Origin of the sequence: Demequina iriomotensis (genome assembly GCF_000971395.1) — a bacterium.
Taxonomy (GTDB): domain Bacteria; phylum Actinomycetota; class Actinomycetes; order Actinomycetales; family Demequinaceae; genus Demequina; species Demequina iriomotensis.
The window spans coordinates 122,926-141,098 of record NZ_BBME01000009.1; the positions used below are offsets into that span (position 1 = coordinate 122,926).

15 protein-coding genes and 1 pseudogene are annotated in these 18,173 nt (G+C 72.9%); 12 read left to right on the plus strand and 4 right to left on the minus strand.

The genetic code is table 11. The features are described from left to right. Positions 1–52: 52 nt before the first annotated feature. Positions 53–691 (plus strand): redoxin domain-containing protein, encoded by a 639-nt coding sequence (locus AOM09_RS00670; protein WP_062382829.1) that lies wholly within the window; start codon positions 53–55, stop codon positions 689–691. A gap of 50 nt (positions 692–741) precedes the next feature. Beyond that, positions 742–1,644 (plus strand): aldose 1-epimerase family protein, encoded by a 903-nt coding sequence (locus AOM09_RS00675; protein WP_062382831.1) that lies wholly within the window; start codon positions 742–744, stop codon positions 1,642–1,644. 26 nt (positions 1,645–1,670) lie between these two features. Here the strand turns inward: AOM09_RS00675 and AOM09_RS00680 are convergent, their stop codons facing one another. Next, positions 1,671–2,561 carry a cytochrome c biogenesis CcdA family protein gene (locus tag AOM09_RS00680; protein WP_062382834.1) on the minus strand — a complete coding sequence of 297 codons (891 nt, stop codon included), beginning with the start codon at positions 2,559–2,561 and terminating at the stop codon, positions 1,671–1,673. Positions 2,562–2,688: 127 nt separating this feature from the next. Between AOM09_RS00680 and AOM09_RS00685 the strand changes: the two genes are divergently transcribed. From AOM09_RS00685 to AOM09_RS00720, 8 genes and pseudogenes are all read left to right on the plus strand, one after another. Next, positions 2,689–4,416 carry a SulP family inorganic anion transporter gene (locus tag AOM09_RS00685; protein ID WP_062382836.1) on the plus strand — a complete coding sequence of 576 codons (1,728 nt, stop codon included), beginning with the start codon at positions 2,689–2,691 and terminating at the stop codon, positions 4,414–4,416. Between the two features lie 149 nt (positions 4,417–4,565). After that, positions 4,566–5,933, plus strand: coding sequence for an ABC transporter substrate-binding protein (locus AOM09_RS00690; protein WP_062382838.1), 1,368 nt, complete (start codon positions 4,566–4,568; stop codon positions 5,931–5,933). Further along, a complete protein-coding gene (locus AOM09_RS00695; protein WP_062382840.1) occupies positions 5,933–6,676 on the plus strand; it encodes an ABC transporter ATP-binding protein in 744 nt (247 codons plus the stop codon). The genes AOM09_RS00690 and AOM09_RS00695 overlap by 1 nt, the downstream gene beginning before the upstream one ends. 65 nt (positions 6,677–6,741) lie before the next feature. Beyond that, positions 6,742–7,389: pseudogene (locus AOM09_RS00700) on the plus strand (ABC transporter ATP-binding protein); the annotation flags it as partial. After that, a complete protein-coding gene (locus tag AOM09_RS00705; RefSeq protein WP_062382849.1) occupies positions 7,383–8,255 on the plus strand; it encodes a branched-chain amino acid ABC transporter permease in 873 nt (290 codons plus the stop codon). The pseudogene AOM09_RS00700 and the gene AOM09_RS00705, both read left to right, overlap by 7 nt. Beyond that, positions 8,256–9,350 (plus strand): branched-chain amino acid ABC transporter permease, encoded by a 1,095-nt coding sequence (locus tag AOM09_RS00710; protein ID WP_062382852.1) that lies wholly within the window; start codon positions 8,256–8,258, stop codon positions 9,348–9,350. A 2-nt stretch (positions 9,351–9,352) separates the two neighbouring features. Beyond that, positions 9,353–10,807 (plus strand): aldehyde dehydrogenase family protein, encoded by a 1,455-nt coding sequence (locus AOM09_RS00715; RefSeq protein WP_062382855.1) that lies wholly within the window; start codon positions 9,353–9,355, stop codon positions 10,805–10,807. Between the two features lie 97 nt (positions 10,808–10,904). Next, positions 10,905–11,849 (plus strand): helix-turn-helix transcriptional regulator, encoded by a 945-nt coding sequence (locus tag AOM09_RS00720; protein WP_062382859.1) that lies wholly within the window; start codon positions 10,905–10,907, stop codon positions 11,847–11,849. Positions 11,850–11,874: 25 nt separating this feature from the next. On the opposite strand, the gene AOM09_RS00725 is transcribed toward AOM09_RS00720, so the two are convergent. Continuing rightward, positions 11,875–14,061, minus strand: coding sequence for an Ig-like domain repeat protein (locus tag AOM09_RS00725; RefSeq protein ID WP_062382862.1), 2,187 nt, complete (start codon positions 14,059–14,061; stop codon positions 11,875–11,877). Between the two features lie 182 nt (positions 14,062–14,243). On the opposite strand from AOM09_RS00725, the gene AOM09_RS00730 reads away from it, so the two are divergent. Beyond that, complete coding sequence (locus AOM09_RS00730; protein ID WP_062382863.1) at positions 14,244–14,918, plus strand: TIGR00266 family protein; 675 nt, start codon at positions 14,244–14,246, stop codon at positions 14,916–14,918. A 15-nt stretch (positions 14,919–14,933) separates the two neighbouring features. On the opposite strand, the gene AOM09_RS00735 is transcribed toward AOM09_RS00730, so the two are convergent. Both AOM09_RS00735 and AOM09_RS00740 read right to left on the minus strand, forming a co-directional pair. Next, entirely contained in the window at positions 14,934–16,529 is a 1,596-nt protein-coding gene (locus AOM09_RS00735; RefSeq protein WP_062382872.1) for an ABC transporter permease, read from the minus strand. Then, entirely contained in the window at positions 16,526–17,437 is a 912-nt protein-coding gene (locus AOM09_RS00740; RefSeq protein ID WP_062382875.1) for an ABC transporter ATP-binding protein, read from the minus strand. Before AOM09_RS00740 ends, AOM09_RS00735 begins: the two co-directional genes overlap by 4 nt. 114 nt (positions 17,438–17,551) lie before the next feature. Between AOM09_RS00740 and AOM09_RS00745 the strand changes: the two genes are divergently transcribed. Continuing rightward, entirely contained in the window at positions 17,552–18,163 is a 612-nt protein-coding gene (locus AOM09_RS00745) for a TetR/AcrR family transcriptional regulator (RefSeq protein WP_062382879.1), read from the plus strand. Positions 18,164–18,173 lie beyond the last annotated feature (10 nt).

Here is an 18,173-nt window from a genome sequence, read left to right on the forward strand (position 1 = left end):
GATGTGCTCCGAACACCTCGCGGTTCGACCGGGCGACGAGGAGGATGAGGAGATGCGACGAGCGACGATGCTGGCCGCCGTGATCGGGGCGATGGCGCTCGCGGGCTGCGCGAGCGGCGCGGGGGACGATGCGGACGTCGCCGAGGCGGGAGCCGCGCCTGGGCCGAGCGGGTCGGCACCCGCCGCGACCCACGACGGCGCGGGAGGCGCGGAGGCGTCCGCGATGCCCGACGCCGCCCCGGCGGACGATGACGCCGGCACCGACGCATCGTCCGACCCGGACAACGCCTTCGCCTTCACCGGCATGACGCTCGCGGGCGAGGAGTTCGACGGGCTCACGCTCGACGACCGCGACGTGATCCTGTGGTTCTGGGCGCCGTGGTGCCCCACGTGCTTCGCGGAGGCGGGCCCTCTCACCGAGGCGATGGACCGCCTGCCCGACGGGGTCGAGATGGTCGGGATCGCGGGGCTGTCCGACGATCAGGCGGCGATGGAGAAGTTCGTCACCGACGCGCAGGTCGAGGGCATGACCCACGTGGCGGACCTCGACGGATCGATCTGGAAGCGATTCGACGTGGTCACCCAGGCGACCGTGCTGGTGATCGACGACTCGGGCGACGCGTACACGCTCGGCGGCGGAGTGACCGCGGATCAGCTGGTCGACTACGCGGAGAAGATCGCCTCGACCTGAGCATCGTCGCTGGGTGCGCGGTCCCGGTCCGGACGCAATAGCCTCGGGGCATGAGCCTCATCTCCGGTGACCAGATCACCCTGACCTTCGGCGACCAGGTCGCCACCATCGCGACGCTCGGCGCGGCGCTGCGCGAGTACACCGTCGGCGGCCGCGAGGTGGTCATCCCGTTCGCGGCCGATGAGCTGCCGGCCGCGTTCCACGGCATGGTGCTCGCGCCGTGGCCCAACCGCCTGCGCGACGGCCGCTACGAGTTCGGTGGACGTGACCTGCAGGTCCCCGTCTCGGAGCCCGACCGTGGGACCGCGCTGCACGGGCTCGTGAGCTTCGCCCTCTGGACCGTCGCGTCGAGCAGCGCGACGCAGGCGGCGCTCGCCTTCACGCTCGCCGCGAGCCCCGGTTACCCGTTCCAGCTCGCCCTCGAGACCACCTATGCGCTCGGCCCGGACGGCCTCACCATCACCACGGTCGCGCGCAACGCGGGCACCGGCCCGCTGCCGTACGGCGTGGGCTTCCACCCGTGGTTCGCCCCGGGCGGCACCCCGCTCGACGAGTGCACCCTGCAGCTCGACGCCGCGTCGAGCGTCACGGTCGACGAGCGGCTCCTGCCCACCGGCACCGCCGCCGTCGACGGCGACTTCGACCTGCGCGCGCCGCGCTCCCTTCGGGGAGTCGCCTTCGACGATGCGTGGGTGGACGTCATCCCCGATGCCGAGGGCCGCTCGTGGGCGCGCCTGGGCTGGGCGGATGGCAGCACCGTCGAGATCTGGGCGGACGGCGAGGCGAAGGCCTGGCAGATCTGCACCGGCGACCAGGTCGCAGGCGTGCGCCGCGCGGGTGTCGCGATCGAGCCGATGAGCTGCATCGCCGACGCGTTCCGCACGGGCGAGGACCTGGTCACCCTCGAGCCCGGGGCCGAGCACACGCTCGTGTGGGGCATGCGCCTCGTCTGACGCGTGAGCCGCGGTGGCGGTTCCGCTCAGCGGACCCCGCCACCCGCGCGCCGTGCGGCGATGAGCACGGCGACGGTCGCGCATGCGGCGGCCAGCACCACGCCGACGAGCACCGTGGTGCCCCAGGACTGGATCGCGAGCGACAGCGAGGACTGCCACCGGGACGTCGCGAGCAGCACGCCGTCGAGCGCATGCACGCCGTGGCGCGGCAGGATCTCGGCGAGCGCGAACACCACCACGTAGATCCCCGCAAGGATCATGAGCACGCCGCCCGCGCGCATGAGCACGGGCGTGCGCCGCCGCAGCGCCGTCGCGAGCCCGGTGCCCGCGACCGCCGCGGCGAGCGAGACGAGGACCACCGAGGCCCCCATGCCGAGCGCATACGCGACGAACGGCGCGACGGCGGCCACCGGACCCGAGGCGGCCAGCGCCTGCGTCACCACCACGAGGAACAGGCCGATGGTGCAGCTGAGCGACGCGAGCGCGAAGCCCGCTCCGTAGACCGCCTGCGACGCGAGGGTGGAGCCGGGTGCGCGCCCCGCGCGGGCAAGGGCGCCGAGGCCCGGGCCGCGCAGCTCGCCGCGCACGGCCATCACCGCGCCGAGCGCGATCACGAGGATCCCGAGCGCCAGGGTGACCCACGACATGGACGGCAGCACGGAGCCCTGAAGCCCGAGGCTCACCCCGCCGAAGAGCAGGCCGAACGCGAGGAACACCGCCACGAAGCCGACCGTCATCGCGGCGGCGAAGCCGAGGGCGCGCCGGAGCGCGATCGCGCGGGGCACCGCCTCGCCCGCGGCGCCGGCCGTGCCCGTGATGATCACCGTGAGGTACGCCGGCAGCAGCGCGAAGCCGCACGGGTTGAAGGCCGCGACCGCCCCGAGAAGCAGGGCGTATGCGGCGTCCGACGTGTCCATGAGCGACCTCCTCGGCCCACGTTCGGAGCCTAGCGGCGCGCGGACGGGTGGCGGGCTCGGCGACGGGGCGGGCGCGGGCGGCGCCGACGGGGGAGGAGGGCGAGGATGGGAGGAGGAGGCGGCGACGATGCGCGCGGAGGCGATCGAACGGGTGGTGCCGGGGATCCGGGTGGCCCGCGCCTACCGCCGCGCGTGGCTGTGGCCCGACATCCGCGCCGGGGTGGTGGTGACCGCGCTGCTCATCCCGGCGGGGATGGGCTACGCGCAGGTGGCGGGCCTGCCGCCGGTCACGGGGCTCTACGCGACCATCGTGCCGCTGCTGGTCTACGCCGCGTTCGGCCCGTCGCGGATCCTTGTCCTGGGGCCCGACTCGGCCCTCGCGCCCATCATCGCCGCCGCGATCCTTCCGCTCGCCGGCGGCGACGCGGGCCGCGCGGTGGCGCTCGCGGGCCTGCTCGCGATCCTGGTCGGCGCGCTCATGCTGCTCGGCGCCGCGCTGCGGCTCGGCTTCGTCACGGACCTGCTGTCGAAGCCGGTCCGCGTGGGCTACCTCAACGCGATCGCGCTCATCGTGATCCTCACGCAGGTGCCCGCCCTGCTGGGCTTCTCGATCGACCGCGACGGCCCGTGGCGCAACGCGCTCGCGACCGTGGAGGCGCTCGCCGCCGGGGACGTGGTCCCCGCGGCGGCGGCCGTAGGGGTGGGCTCGCTCGCGGTGATCCTGGTGCTCGGCTGGCTGCGCTCCCCGGTCCCCGGCGTGCTGGTCGCGGTGGTGCTCGGCATGGCCGTGGTCGCCGCGACGGGGGTCGGCGACACCGTCGCCACGGTCGGAGCGCTCCCGCAGGGCCTGCCCGCGCCCGCGCTGGGCGGGCTCCGGTGGGACGATGCGGCCGCCCTGGTCGCGCCGGCAGCGGGCATCGCGCTGGTCGCCTTCACCGACAGCGCCGTGCTGTCGCGCACCCTCGCGGCCCGGCGAGGGGAGGCGGTCAGCGGGAATGCGGAGCTCGCGGGCATCGGACTCGCCAACATCGGCGGCGGGCTGTTCGGCGGCTTCGCCGTCTCCGCATCGTCCTCCCGCACGCCGGTGGCGGCCGCGGCCGGCTCGCGCACCCAGCTCACGGGCGTGGTCGGCGCCGCCCTCATCGTGGCGTTCATGCTGCTGGTGCCGGACCTCACGCGGTACCTGCCCGAGCCGACGCTCGCGGCCGTGGTGATCGCCGCGGTCCTCACGCTCGTCGACGTGCGTGCCGTGCGCACGCTCTGGCGCATGAAGCGCGTCGATGCGGCCCTGTCGCTGCTCGCGACCGTCGCGGTGCTGGTGGTCGGCGTGCTCGAGGGCATCCTCGTCGCGATCGTGCTCTCGCTCCTGACGTTCGTGGACCGCTCGTGGCGGCCCTACCGCGCGAGCCTGGGGCGCATCCCCGGGGTGCGCGGCTATCACGACCTCTCACGGCACCCCGACCACGCGCGGCCCATCCCCGGCGCGCTGGTGCTGCGCTTCGACGCCCCGCTGTTCTTCGCCAACGGCGGCGTGTTCGCGGACTGGGTGCGCGCGGAGGTCGCCGCCGCGGAGCCGGACGTGCGCACCGTCGTGCTCGCCGCCGAGCCGATCACCGACATCGACACCACCGCGGTCGACGCGCTCCTCGAGCTCGACGACTTCCTGGCGGTGCGGGGGATCCGCCTGGTGCTGGCCGAGGTCAAGGGGCCGGTCAAGGATGCGCTGGGACGCTACGGCGCGCTCGAGCGGTTCGCGCCCGACCGGCTCGCGCCCACGGTGGGCGCCGCCGTCGACGCCGTCACCGGGACGCTCCGCGGGGATCTCGAGGGCGGAGGGGCGGAGGGGCCCGCGTAGGAGCGGCGGGCGGGGCCAGGCGGCCGCGGTCCCGCGCGAATCGGCGTTTTGCGCACCGGTGACGGTGATCGCCACCGCGCGGGGCCGCGCCTTCCTACTCTGAAGCCGCTCACGACGAGGTGGGCATGCGCTGATTGGACGGTCCCCCCATGACGTACGTTGCACCCTTCAGGTCCCTTGCGAGCGGAAGGCGGCGCGCGATCGTCATCGCGGCGACGGCCTCGTTCGCCGCCGGCCTCGCCGCATGCACCCCGGCAGGAGTCGACGACGCCGACCCGTCGGACTCGGCCTCCGGCTCCGGCGGCGGTTCCGGCGACGCCTCGGGCGGCACCATCACGATCGGCTACATCGCTCCCGCGACGGGAGCGCTCACGGGCTTCACCGACGGCGACCCGTACATGCTGAGCGTGGTGCGCGAGCAGTTCGCCGACGGCATCACCATCGACGGCACCACCTACGAGGTCGAGATCATCGACCGCGACTCGGGCTCCGACGCGGCGAAGGCGGGCGAGCTCGCTCAGGAGCTCATCACGGAGGAGAAGGTCGACCTCCTCATGGCGACCTCCACGCCCGAGACCGTCAACCCGGTGGTCGCGCAGTGCGAGGCGCACGGCGTCCCGTGCCTCACCGCGAACGCCCCCTGGCAGGCGGTGGTCTTCGGCGGCGGCTTCGGCCCCGACAAGCCGCTCGAGTGGACGCACCACTTCTTCTTCGGCATCGAGGGCTTCGGCGACGTCGACCCGCTCGCGTGGGACCAGGTGGAGACCAACAAGAAGGTCGGCGTGCTGTGGCCGAACGACGCGGACGGCGGCGCCTTCCGCGACCCCGAGACCGGCTACACCCCGCTGGTCGAGGCGCACGGCTACACGGTGGTCGACCCGGGTGCCTACGAGAACGGCACGCAGGACTTCACCTCGATCATCCAGACCTTCAAGGACGAGGGCGTCGAGATCATCGCGGGCATCCCGATCCCGCCGGACTTCGTCACCTTCTGGACCCAGGCGGCGCAGCAGGGCTTCGAGCCCAAGGTCGCGACCGTCGGCAAGGCGCTGTTCTTCCCGACCACGGTGCCGTCGATCCCTGACGACCTGGGCGACGGCCTCGCCTTCGCGACCTGGTGGGGTCCCACCTACCCGTACGAGTCGAGCTTCGACGGCGCGACGCCGGAGGAGTGGATCGCGAGCTTCGAGGCGAGCCCCGAGGGGGAGGGGCTCGTGTGGAACCAGGCGACCCCCCTGAACGGCTCGCTGTTCGAGGTCGCGAAGGTGGCGCTCGAGGCCTCCGGCGACCCGTTCGACAAGGAGGCGCTGGTCGCCGCGTTCGACGACATCGACATGATGACGCTCGGCGGTCAGATCGACTTCACCAGCGGCCCCTTCCCCGGCATCGCGACCATCCCGACCGCGATCGGACAGTGGGAGAAGACGGCAGAGGGCGAGTGGGAGTGGGTGGTGGTCGACGCCGGCACGGTGCCCGACCTCCCGGTCGACCGTCCGCTCGAGCTCCTCGAGTGGTGATGACCCGCACGGCGGGGGCCGGCGAGGCCCTCCTCGAGGTCGACTCCGTGGCGAAGTCGTACGGCGCGCTCGACGTGCTGACGGCGGTCCACCTGTCGGTCCCCGCCGGGCAGGCCCTGGGCATCGTCGGCCCGAACGGCGCCGGCAAGTCCACCCTGCTCAGCGTGATCAACGGTACCGAGCGCGCCACGGCGGGCACGGTGCGCTTCGGCGGCCGGGACGTGACCGCCACGCCGGCCGATGCGCGGGCGCGGGCGGGCATGGGACGCACCTTCCAGGTGCCGCGCCCGTTCGCCCACCTCACGGTGTTCGAGAACGCGCTCGCGGGCGCGACGGCGGGCGCCGGGCTGCGCGGCCGGGCGGCCGACGACCGCGCGCTCGCGGCGCTCGCGATGGCGGACATGCTGGGCGTCGCGAACACCCCGGCCGGCGCGCTGCCGCTCCTCGGGCGCAAGCGCCTCGAGCTCGCCCGCGCGCTCGCGACGGATCCGCGGCTGCTGCTTCTCGACGAGATCGCGGGCGGCCTCACCGAGGCGGAGTGCGACAGCCTCGTGGCGACCATCCGATCGCTGCATACGCAGGGCATCACCATCATCTGGATCGAGCACGTGGTCCGCGCGCTGCTCGCCGTGGTCGAGCGCCTCGTGTGCCTCGCCACGGGCGTCATCGTCGCCGACGGCGAGCCGAGCGAAGTGATGCGCAGCGACGCGGTGCGCGCCGTCTATCTGGGAGGCGCGCTGTGACGGCCCTGCTCGCGGCCGAGCGCATCGAGGCCGGCTACGGCGACTCCCGAGCGGTGGCAGGCGTCTCGCTCGCCGTCGAGCCCGGCGAGGTGCTCGCGCTCGTGGGCGCGAACGGCGCCGGGAAGTCGACGCTGCTGCGCGTCCTGGCGGGCGCGCATCGTCCCGACGCCGGGCGCGTGCTGCTCCATGGCGATGACGTCACGCAGGTCCGGGACTTCGAGCGCAACCGGCTCGGCGTGAGCCTGGTCCCGGAGGGGCGACGCCTCTTCGCGAGCCTCACGGTGCGCGACAATCTCGAGATCGGGGCCGGCTCGCGCCGGACCGGGACCTGGACCGTGGACACGGTGGTCGACGCGTTGCCGATGCTCGGCGACCTGCTGGAGCGCAACGCGTCGCAGCTGTCGGGCGGCCAGCAGCAGGCCGTCGCGATCGGGCGAGGGCTCATGTCCAACCCCGAGGTGCTGCTGCTCGACGAGGTCTCGCTCGGCCTGGCGCCCATCGTCATCGACGAGCTCTACGCGTCCCTCGCGGCCGTGCGCCGCGGCGGGCTCGGCATCGTCCTGGTCGAGCAGGACCTCGAGCGGACCGTCGCCGTCGCCGACCGCATCGCCTGCATGCTCGAGGGCCATGCGGTGCTCGAGGGCACGCCCGCGACGCTCACCCGGGCCCAGATCACCGACGCCTACTTCGGCCACGAGGTCGCGTCATGGTGATCGTCAACGCGCTGGTGCAGGGCGTCCTGCTGGGCGGCCTGTTCGCGATGGCCGCGCTGGGCCTGTCGATCGCCTTCGGGATCCTGCGGGTGGTGAACCTCGCGCACGGCGAGATCATGACCGTCGGCGCGTACCTGGCCGCGGTGGCGCTGTCGAGCCTGGGCGTCGACGTGTGGGTCAGCCTGCTCCTGGTGGTGCCGCTCCTCGGCGTGGTCGGCTACTGGGTGCAGCGGCTCCTGCTCCAGCGTGCGCTCACGCTCGGCGAGCTCGCCCCGCTCCTGGTGACGTTCGGCATCGCGATCATCATCCCCAACGCGCTCATCGAGCTGTTCACCACCAATAAGCAGGCGATCCCGACGGGTTCCCTCGCGGTGCGCAGCATCCGCGTGGCGGACGGCGTGAGCATCGGCGTGCTGCCGCTCCTCACCATGGTCATCGCGGTCCTGCTCATCGCCGGCACGCAGCAGTTCCTCGCACGCACGCGGTCGGGCCGCTACATGCGCGCCGCCGCCGACGACTCGGACACCCTGCGCCTCATGGGCGTCGACCACCGGCGTGTGTACGCGTCGGCGATGGGGCTCGCGTTCGCCATCGCGGCGCTCGCGGGCGTGTTCTTCGGGATGCGTCAGGGCGGCGTCACCCCGTTCGACGGCCAGCTCATGGTGCTGTTCGCCTTCGAGGCGGTCATCATCGGCGGGCTCGGCTCGCTGTGGGGCACCCTCGCGGGCGGCATCGTCCTCGGGGTCGCGCAGACCCTCGCGGGGGTGGTGAGCCCCGAGCTCCCGCTCCTCGTCGGCAACCTCGTGTTCCTCGCGGTGCTGGTGCTCCGCCCGACCGGCATCGTCCGCAGCAAGGTGGTGGCGTAGATGACGTCCTTGGTCCCGGGGGAGGTGCGGGTCGACCGCCTGCGCCGGCGCATGATCACGGTGCAGATCATCGGCGCGGGCGTGATCCTCGCGCTCGCGATGGCGCCCTACGTGTTCGAGCCCTCGATCACGAGCCAGTGGATCAAGCTCTTCTACCTGATCACCCTCGCAACCGCGTGGAACCTCCTTGCGGGCTTCGCGGGGATGGTGTCGGTGGGGCAGCAGGCGTACATCGGGCTCGGCGCCTACGGGGTCTTCGTGTTCAACGACCTGGGCCTCGACCCGTACTCGAGCGCGTTGGTCGCGTCGCTGGCGATCGGGGCGATCGCGTTCGCGCTGTCGTTCGTCGCGTTCCGCCTGCGCGGCGGCTACTTCGCGATCGGCACGTGGGTGATCGCGGAGGCGGCCAGGCAGATCGTCATCCGCTTCGACTCCCTTGGTGCGGGGCGCGGGCGCGGCATCTCGGACTACACCGCGGACCCGGTCATGAGGAACCTGTTCACGTACTGGCTCGCGCTCGGGATCGTGGTCGCGACGCTCATCGGAACGCTGTTCCTGCTGCGCAGCAGGCTCGGCGTCGCGCTCCAGAGCGTGCGCGACAACGAGGTCGCCGCGCGCGCGCTCGGCGTGGACGTGAGCCGTGCCAAGCGCATCGTCTTCGTCCTCGCGGCGGTGATGGCCGCGCTCGCGGGCGCGGTGATCTGCCTCCAGCAGATCGGGGTCCAGTCGCCGTCGCAGATCTTCTCCGTGAGCTTCTCGGCGTTCATGGTCTTCATGGTGCTCATCGGCGGCATCGGGACGCTCGAGGGCCCCATCATCGGCGCGATCGTCTACTACGTCATGGACCTCTACTTCAGCCAGATGGGGCTGTGGTACCTCGTGGTGCTCGGGGTCCTGGCGATCGCGATCACGCTGTTCCTCCCGCAGGGGATCTGGGGTGCGCTGCGCTCGCGGTTCGACATCACGCTCTTCCCGGTGGGCCATCGGGTGGTCGCGACGTCGCGCCCGGCCGGTGCCGCCCCCGCCGGTCCGGGCGAGCCCCGGCCGAACCGCACGACCGACGCAACGGCCGCCTCGGCCACGACGGAAGGATGACCATGGGATTCTTCGAGCAGCCGGCCTGGGAGGGCCGCACATACCTGGGCGGATGGATCGAGACGGGTGCGGCGGCCGATGCGGTGTCGCCCTCGTCGGGCGAGCGCCTCGCGTCCTACGCGGTCGCGTCGGCGGCGGACGTCGAGACCGCGACGGACCTTGCGGTGAGCGCCCAGCGCACGTGGGCGGTCGCCTCGCCCGAGGAGCGCGCCGCGGTGATGCGGCGCGCGGCGGCCGTCCTTGAGGCGAACGAGCCGGCGCTCGTGCGCTGGCTCGAGGACGAGGCCGGGTCGGCGCCCGGCAAGGCCGCCTTCGAGGTCGGGCTGGTCGCCTCGGAGCTGCACCTCGCCGCCGCCACGGCGCTCGTCCCCTACGGCCAGCTGCTGCGCTCGGGCCGCCCGCGCCTCAGCATGGCGCGCCACGTTCCCGTCGGGGTCGTGGGCGTGATCTCGCCGTTCAACTTCCCGGCCATCCTCGCGATGCGCTCCGTCGCGCCCGCGCTCGCGCTGGGCAACGCGGTGGTGCTGAAGCCGGACCCCCGGACCGCCGTCGCCGGCGGGCTGCTGCTCGCGGCCGTGCTCGAGGAGGCGGGCCTGCCGGTCGGCGTCCTCTCGGTGGTGCCGGGCGGGGCGGACGTGGGCGCCGCGCTGGTGGAGGAGCCGCGCATCCCCGTGATCTCCTTCACGGGCTCGACTCCCGCCGGCCGCGCCATCGCCGCACGCGGCGGCGAGCTGCTCAAGCGCGTGCACCTCGAGCTCGGCGGCAACAACGCGCTCGCGGTGCTCGAGGACGCGGACGTCGAGGCGGCCGCCTCGGCCGGCGCCTGGGGATCCTTCCTCCACCAGGGCCAGATCTGCATGACCACGGGCCGCCACCTGGTCCACGAGAGCCTCTACGACCGCTACGTCGCGCTGCTGACCGAGAAGGCGGCGCGCATCCCCGCCGGGCCGCCGTCGACCGGCGCGCCCCTGGGCCCGATCATCGACGCGGGGCAGCGCGACAAGGTGCACTCGGTGGTGAGCCGCAGCGTCGAGGCGGGCGCCCGGCTCACCGTCGGCGGCACGTACGATGCGCTGTTCTACGCCCCCACCGTCCTCGCCGATGTGGCGCCCGGGCACGCGTCCTTCGAGGAGGAGATCTTCGGCCCCGTCGCGTCCATCACGCCGTTCGCGACCACCGAGGAGCTGGTGCGGCTGGTGAACGCGTCGCCGTACGGGCTCTCGCTCGGCATCCTCACCGGGGATCCGTACGGGGCGTTCGAGCTCGCCGCGCGCATGCCCACCGGCATCGTCCACATCAACGACCAGACCGTCGACGACGAGGCGCAGGCGCCGTTCGGCGGCGTCGGGCACTCCGGCACGGGCGTGAGGTTCGGCGGGCATGAGGCCAACATCGAGGCCTTCACCGACACGCAGTGGGTGACCATGCAGGCCGAGATCGCGACCTACCCGTTCTGACGCCCCTCAGAGGCGGTTTCATAACATTGTGGCCAACATTGTTGACGATCACCGGGCGCGAGCCTAGTTTGCAGAGCATCAGCGCAAGGAGGCGGTGATGGTCGTTCACGCGGTGGGCAGCGCGGACGAGTGGCAGGACGTGGTCCGGCGCTGCTTCGTCCCCATCAACTGCGGCGCGTTCGAGCCGGGGTTCCACGGCCGGATGGATCAGCTCGAGCTCGACGACAGCATCTCGATCGCGTGCGTCGCGACGGACGGGCACACCGTGGACCGCTCGGAGCGCCTCGCGGCGCGCGCGGACGGCGACGCGCTCCACCTGTCGCTCCAGGTCGCGTCGCGCGGCACCGTGCGGCAGGGGCGGCGCATGGTGTCGGTGCGGCCCGGCCGCGCGTTCATGTACGCCACCGACGCCCCGTACTACCTCGACTACTCGGAGCCGGGCCAGCGCCAGCTCATCGTGCAGGTGTCGCGGTCCGCCCTGGACGCGCCGCGCGCGGCGCTCGACCACGGGCTGGGGCAGCTCAACGTCGCGGCCGGGGCCGCGACCCGGGTGTTCTTCGCGTACGCGCTCGACGTGCACCGGCAGGGCCTTGCGGCCGGAGGCGCGGAGGCGGGCGCGGCCGCTGAGGTGGCGGCCGACCTGGCGGCGACCATGATCCGGGCGTCCGCGGAGGGCACGCGTGTGCTGCCGCGCACGCGTGGCGGGCTGCTGCGCGCGATCGAGGACTTCGTGGCCGTCAACCTGCCGCGGGTCCGGGTCGACGACATCGCCGCAGAGTTCTTCGTCTCGCGCCGCACGGTCTATCACGTGTTCGAGGACGTGGGCACCACGCCGAGCGACTACCTGCGGCGCGAGCGGCTCGCGCTCGCCGCGCGACGGCTGGTGGACCCGGCGCTTGCCGAGGTCCCCATCGCGGAGATCGCCGCCGGCGCGGGGTTCGACGATGCGACCACCTTCACCCGGGCGTTCCGTCGTCACCAGGGCGTGACGCCGCGGGAGTGGCGATCCTCGCATGGCGGCGCGATGAGCGTCGCCTCCTGACCGTCTCCCAGGCCCGCCGCGACGCTCAGCCCGTGGTGTACGCCGTCTTGACCTTGCGCTCGCGCAGGTACGTGGTGCCGTAGTACTTCACGAAGACCCGGCCCTGCGGGAGCGCCGCGGTGGTGACCCGCACCTTGTAGACGGAACCCGACCTCACCAGCTTCACCTTGGACGAGACCGGGGTCGAGCCCACGTACAGGCGCACGTAGCCGCTCTCGGGTGCGACGTCGCTCGCGACGCGGACCACGAAGGTCGCCTTGGCGTCCTTCCGCACGGCGGTGCGCGCCGCGGCCGTCACCTTCGGGGTCGCCTTGACCACGGTCGCCGTCACGGAGGTGGAGGAGGCCTTGAAGGTCGCGTCGCCGTTGTACCGCACTGTCAGCGTGCGTGTCCCCGGCTTCCAGTCCTTCGGCAGCGTGACCGTGGCCTTGCCCCTGGAGTCGACGGCGCGCGTCCACACCTTGGAGCCCACGGTGACCGTGACGGTGCCGGTGGGGGTGGTCCGCCCGGTCACCGTGACGGTCACCTTGCCGGCCGTGCCGTAGGGGGTCGAGGTGGCCTTCGCCGCGATCGAGCTCGCCAGGCGCTCGTTGACGGTGAGCGTGCGGGACGCCTGCGAGGGGCGCACCTGGTCCGAGCCCGAGTACACGGCGCGGAGCGCATGGGTGCCCCGGGGGAGCTTCGGCAGCGTCGCGGTCGCGACGCCGGAGGCGTCCACAGTCGCGGTGGCGGCGGCCGTGGCGGCGCCGTCGACGTAGAAGTCCACCGTGCCGGTGGGAGCGGTCGAGGAGGTGACGGTGGCGGTCACCTTCGGCTGCGAGCCCGCGTAGGTCGCGGGCGCCTTGAGCGCGAGGCTCGACAAGACCCGCATCGAGGCGCCGGTGGCGATCTCGACCGTCGCGGACGTCGAGGAGAGCGCGACGACGTCGACCGTGAACGCCTCGTCCGGCGCGACGAACGCGTCGCCCTCGCGATAGGAGGACTGGAGGACGCCGTCGGCGTCCTCGGTGGCGAAGACGTAGTCCTGGCCGTCGCCCGGTACCCACGTCACCACCACGCCCGCGCCGTACGCCGCGTAGAGGCCGTCGATGTCGAGCCAGTAGTCCGAGCCGTAGAACGCGCCGGCGTCGACGCCCGCGGCGTCGCGGAAGTCCACGTAGTAGGTGGTGCCCGTCGAGCCGTCGGCGATCGCGATCGCGGTGGTGCCCTCCTCGGCGGTGGACGATGCGAGCGTCACCGTCTGCGTCGAGGTGTCGCCCGGCGTGAGAGCGACGTGCGCGGTGGACCCCTCCACGCCCGGGAGGTCGAGCGCGGCCCGGTTGGCCGCGCTCAGGGCGGCGGGCGCGAAGTCGATGATGGAGGCCGCCATAGGGCTGAACGCGCCGTAGTACTCGGCGTACTCGCCGTCGCGGTAGGGGTCTCCCCAGATGAGGTTGGAGTGGTCGAGGCCGAGGTTGTGGCCCAGCTCGTGCGCGATCGAGGACGGATCCGGCGCAGGCATGTGGATGTAGCCGCCGCCGGACATGGTCCCGAACGTCGCGACGCCGGCGTAGGGGTACGAGCAGGACGTGGGCGTGTAGACCACCAGGTGGTTGGTGGCGCCGACGAAGTCGACGGACGGGAACAGCGCCTCGGCCCGCTCCCACAGGTCGGCGAAGCCGTAGCTGCACGAGGACGCGAGCGACAGCGTCGCGGTGGAGGCGATGTCGAAGGATCCGATCGCGCCGCGCGCCTCGCGCAGCCAGTAGTCGATGGTGCCCTCGACATCGGCGCGCGCGGCCGTCATCGCCACGTCGGTGGTCACCGTCGGGTCGTCGACGCGGACCACGTACGCGTGGTGCACGGTGGTGGCGGCGGTCGCCGCGACGGCGGCCTCCGTGACGGTGAGCGCGGTGACCTCGGCGGTGCCGCCCACGGGTGCGGTCGCGACGGTCGCCTCGACCTCGGCGCCGGACTCGACGCCGTCGAGGTGCGCGGGCAGGTCGACCGGGGTGAGGTCGCCGTCGTCCTCGACCAGCAGCCAGGCGTCCTCGCCGTCACCCGTCGGGTGCGCGGCGTCCGCCGTCTCGGCCTCCTCGCCGTGCGCGATGCGCAGCAGGTGCCCGGCGACGGTGTCGCGCTCGTCGGCCGAGGCGCTGGAGAGGCCGGTGAGGCACAGGGCCCCGGCGGTGATCGCGGCGGCCAGGGAGCGTCGGGCGAGGCGAGTGGTCACCTGGGCAACCTAGCGGCGGGGTCCGACGCTGACCAGGGGTGACGGGCGTATGTGACCGATCCCTCACCGTGAGGCAGGCGGCATCACGCCCTCCTCCCGGACGATGCGGGCCGCGGTTCGCGCGTGCGTGCGGCGGCCGCGCACGGCACAGTGGTGGGCAGGCGCGCTCGAGGAGGATGCACATGGACGTCACGATCAACGCCGGCCCCGCCTTCGCGATGGGGACCATCACCATCCCGCCGGGAGGCTCGGTGCGGGTCGAGGCCGGGGCGATGGCCATGACGCGCGGCGACATCACCATCGAGACCTCGACGCGCGGCGGGTTCATGAGCGGGCTCAAGCGGTCGCTCGGCGGCGAGAGCTTCTTCGTCAACGACTTCCACTCGGGTGCGGGCGGACAGGTCGGCGTCGCCGCGACGCTGCCGGGCGATATGGCGGAGGTGACGCTCGACGGGTCCGGCGCGCTGCTCGTGCAGTCGGGCTCGTGGATCGCGTCGGATCCGTCGATCCAGGTGGACTCGACGTGGGACGGGGGTCGGTCGTTCTTCTCGGGGGAGGGGCTGATCCTGCTGCGTTGCACGGGCGCGGGCGAGCTGCTGCTCGCGTCCTACGGCGCGATCCAGGCCTTCACGCTCGCGGCCGGCGAGACGCTGACGCTCGACACGGGACACGTGGTCGCGTTCGACGACTCGGTCCGGTTCTCCGTGCGCAAGGCGGGGAGCTGGAAGTCGACCATCCTGGGCGGCGAGGGCCTGGTCACGGACTTCACCGGTCCGGGGCGCGTGTGGCTCCAGACCCGATCGAGCAACGACCTCGTCGAGTGGATCAAGAAGGTCAACCCGCAGCGGAGCAACTAGCGCTCCGCGCGACCGTCAGGTGGTGGCGAGGTCGCGCCTGCGGAAGCCGGCGAAGCCGATCGCGACGAACGCCGCACCGACGAGGGTCACCACGGCCAGGCCCGTCCATTCGACGGTCGACGTCGCGATCGCGGGCACGTGGTAGAAGGGGCTGATCGCCAGGACCCAGTCGTCCAGCCCGAAGGTCGGGCCCAGCAGCGTGAGGCCGAACGACAGCAGGACGCCGGCCCACGCGGCGATCGACACGTGGGGTCGTGCGCCGACCACGGCCACCGCCACCGCGATGACGGTCCAGACCGCCGGCACGGTCGCCAGCGCCTGCCCGAAGGCCTGCCCGTAGGTGACGCCGATGTCGGCGCTCGAGGCGAACCCGGCGATGACGAGGCCCGCGATCGTGAGGAACGCGAGGGCGGCCCCGAGCGCCACCACGACGTTGCTCGCGTAGTAGCGCGCACGCGACGTCGGGGTGGCGAGGAGCGGCTCGACCCGGTCCTCCATCTCCTCCTTGCGTACGCGGAGCACGATCTGCACGCACGCGATCGACGCGATGATGCCGACGAGGCTGATCACGGTCGCGACGAACGTGCCGAACAGGTCGGCGGGGGTGGAGGCGCCGGAGGCGAGGATCTGACCGATGCCCGCGTCGCCCGACAGCAGGTCGGTGATGGCGGTGGTGAAGTAGCCGAACACGATGCCGAGGACCGCGAAGCCGAGGGTCCAGGCGACGAGGGTGCCGCGGTTGAGCCGGAGCGCGAGCGCGAGCGGGGACCGCGTGCTGCCGCGCGCAGGTCCCGGCGCGGGTGCGATCGCACCCTGCCCGAAGTCGCGCCGCGCCTGCAGGACGAACGCGACCGCGAGGAGGGCGCCGGTCAACGCGACGGCCAGGGCGAGCGGCCACCAGGTGTTCTCGACGGCGGGCTTGGTCTCGGTCATCCACGCGAGGGGGTTGACCCACAGAGCCCAGTCGGGGGCCTCGACCGAGTACGCGAATCCGCGCAGGATGAACAGCGTTCCCATGATGGCGACCGCCATCGAGCTCGAGGCGCGGGCCTCGGCGCCGAGCTGGGACGTGACCGCGGCGACGCCGGTGCCCATCCATCCGCTGGCGGTGTAGGTGGCGCACAGCAGCAGCGTCGCCTCGGTGCCGCCGCCGCACAGCAGGGTCACCGTGGCCGCCACCGCGCCGACCAGCACGGACACGATCGCGCCCATGGACACCGCGGTGAGCAGGCGCGAGGATCGGCCGAGGACGCCGGAGGCGAGCAGCTCCGCCTGGCCGGAGTCCTCCTGGCCGCGGGTGGCCTTGGTGACCACGAAGATCGCGCCGAGCGCGGTGAGCAGGCCGCCGAGCGCGAGCGTGCGCCACGCGTTGAAGCCGTCGGCGGTCGACACGTCGAACGCGGGCCCGAAGATCAGGCCAAGGGCCGGGTTCGCGCCGACCAGCGCCGCGAGGCCTTCGCGGTCGGCCTGCGTGGGGAACACCCACGGATAGACCAGGACGGACGATGCCGACAGCACCGTCGCGATCGCGATCCACGGCGCGAAGCTTCGCGCCTCGTGCTTGACGGAGGTCCGCAGCAGCAGCGGCGCGCCGACCACGGGAGCGTTCACCGCGCGCCCGCCGCATCGTCGTCGTTCTCGTACAGGCGAAGGAACAGGCTCTCCAGCGACGGCGGGGCCACCGCGAGCGCCTCGAGCCCGTACCCGGTGAGGAGCGTCATGGCGTCCCCGATGCCATCGGCGTCCACGGTGGCCGTGACCTTGGTGCCGTCGACCTGGACATCGTGGAGCCCGGCCAGCTCGGCCGCGACGGGCTCGCGCGCGAGCGTGGCGTGGACGGTGGTGCGCGCCTTGCCGCGCATCTGGGCCAAGGTGCCCGTCTCGACGATCCTGCCGGCGCGGATGATGCTCAGCCGGTCCGCGAGGGTCTCGACCTCGGACAGGATGTGGCTCGACAGCAGCACGGTCGCGCCACGCTCCTTGGCCTCGCCCAGCACCTCCTGGAAGACGTTCTCCATGAGCGGGTCCAGGCCCGACGTGGGCTCGTCCAGGATCAGCAGCTCGGCGTTCGACGCGAGCGCGGCGACGATCGCGACCTTCTGGCGGTTGCCCTTGGAGTACTGCCGGCCCTTCTTGGTCGGGTCGAGCTCGAAGCGCTCGATGAGCTCCGCGCGCCGCGCATCGTCCAACCCGCCGCGCAGGCTGCCAAGGAGGTCGATCGCCTCCCCGCCGGACATCGACGGCCACAGCGCGACGTCGCCGGGAACATAGGCGAGGCGCTTGTGCAGCTCGACCACGTCGGCCCACGGGTCGCCGCCCAGGAGCCGTGCCGTGCCGCCGTTGGCCTTGAGCAGGCCCAGCAGCACGCGGATCGTCGTCGACTTGCCGGCGCCGTTCGGCCCGAGAAACCCGTGGACCTCGCCCTGGGTGACCGCGAGATCCAGCCCGTCCAGCGCCGTGAACCTGCCGAACATCTTCACCAGGCCGTCGGTCTCGATGACCAGCTCGTCTGCAGACATGCACACCTCTCATGGCGTCGGCGCGAAGGCTCGCGAACCGCTCGTGCGGATGACAGCCATTCAACGCCATGGCACATCAATTCGCCAGTTGTGGAGTTTCGTTACGATGGGCGCATGGGTGGGACGGGCGAGGCCGGCAGACGCGGAGACGGAGCGCGCCGTCCCGTCGGGCGCCGGCCGGGTGAGAGCGGCTCCCGGGACGCGATCCTCGCAGCGGCGCGCGATACGTTCGCCGAGCGCGGCTTCGCCGGCGCGACGATGCGCGCCATCGCCGCTCGCGCAGGCGTGGATCCCTCGCTGATCAGGCACTTCTTCGGCAGCAAGGCGGCGCTCTTCGCCGCCGCTGTCGCGGCGGGCAGCGATGTCGCGAGCCACCTGCGCGACGCGCTCACGGGACCGCGCGACGGCATCGGTGCGCGCGTGGCCGACGCGTACCTGCGGCTGTGGGAGGACCCCGAGGTGGGCGAGGCCCTGCGCGCGTTGATCCGGTCGGGCGTGGCCCTCGGCGGTCCCGCCGAGCAGCTGCTCGAGGCCATCGGCGCGAGCGACGGCGCGCCGCTGCCCCTCGAACGGGTGCTGGCCGGCACGCATCTCCTGGGCGTCGCCTACGCGCGCTTCATCGCTCAGCTGCCGGCGGTCGCCGCGCTCGACCACGACGAGCTCGTGGAGCTGATCGCGCCCGCGATACAGCGGTACCTCGTGCCGGACGGCGCCTCGCGCGGCTGAGCATCGTGCT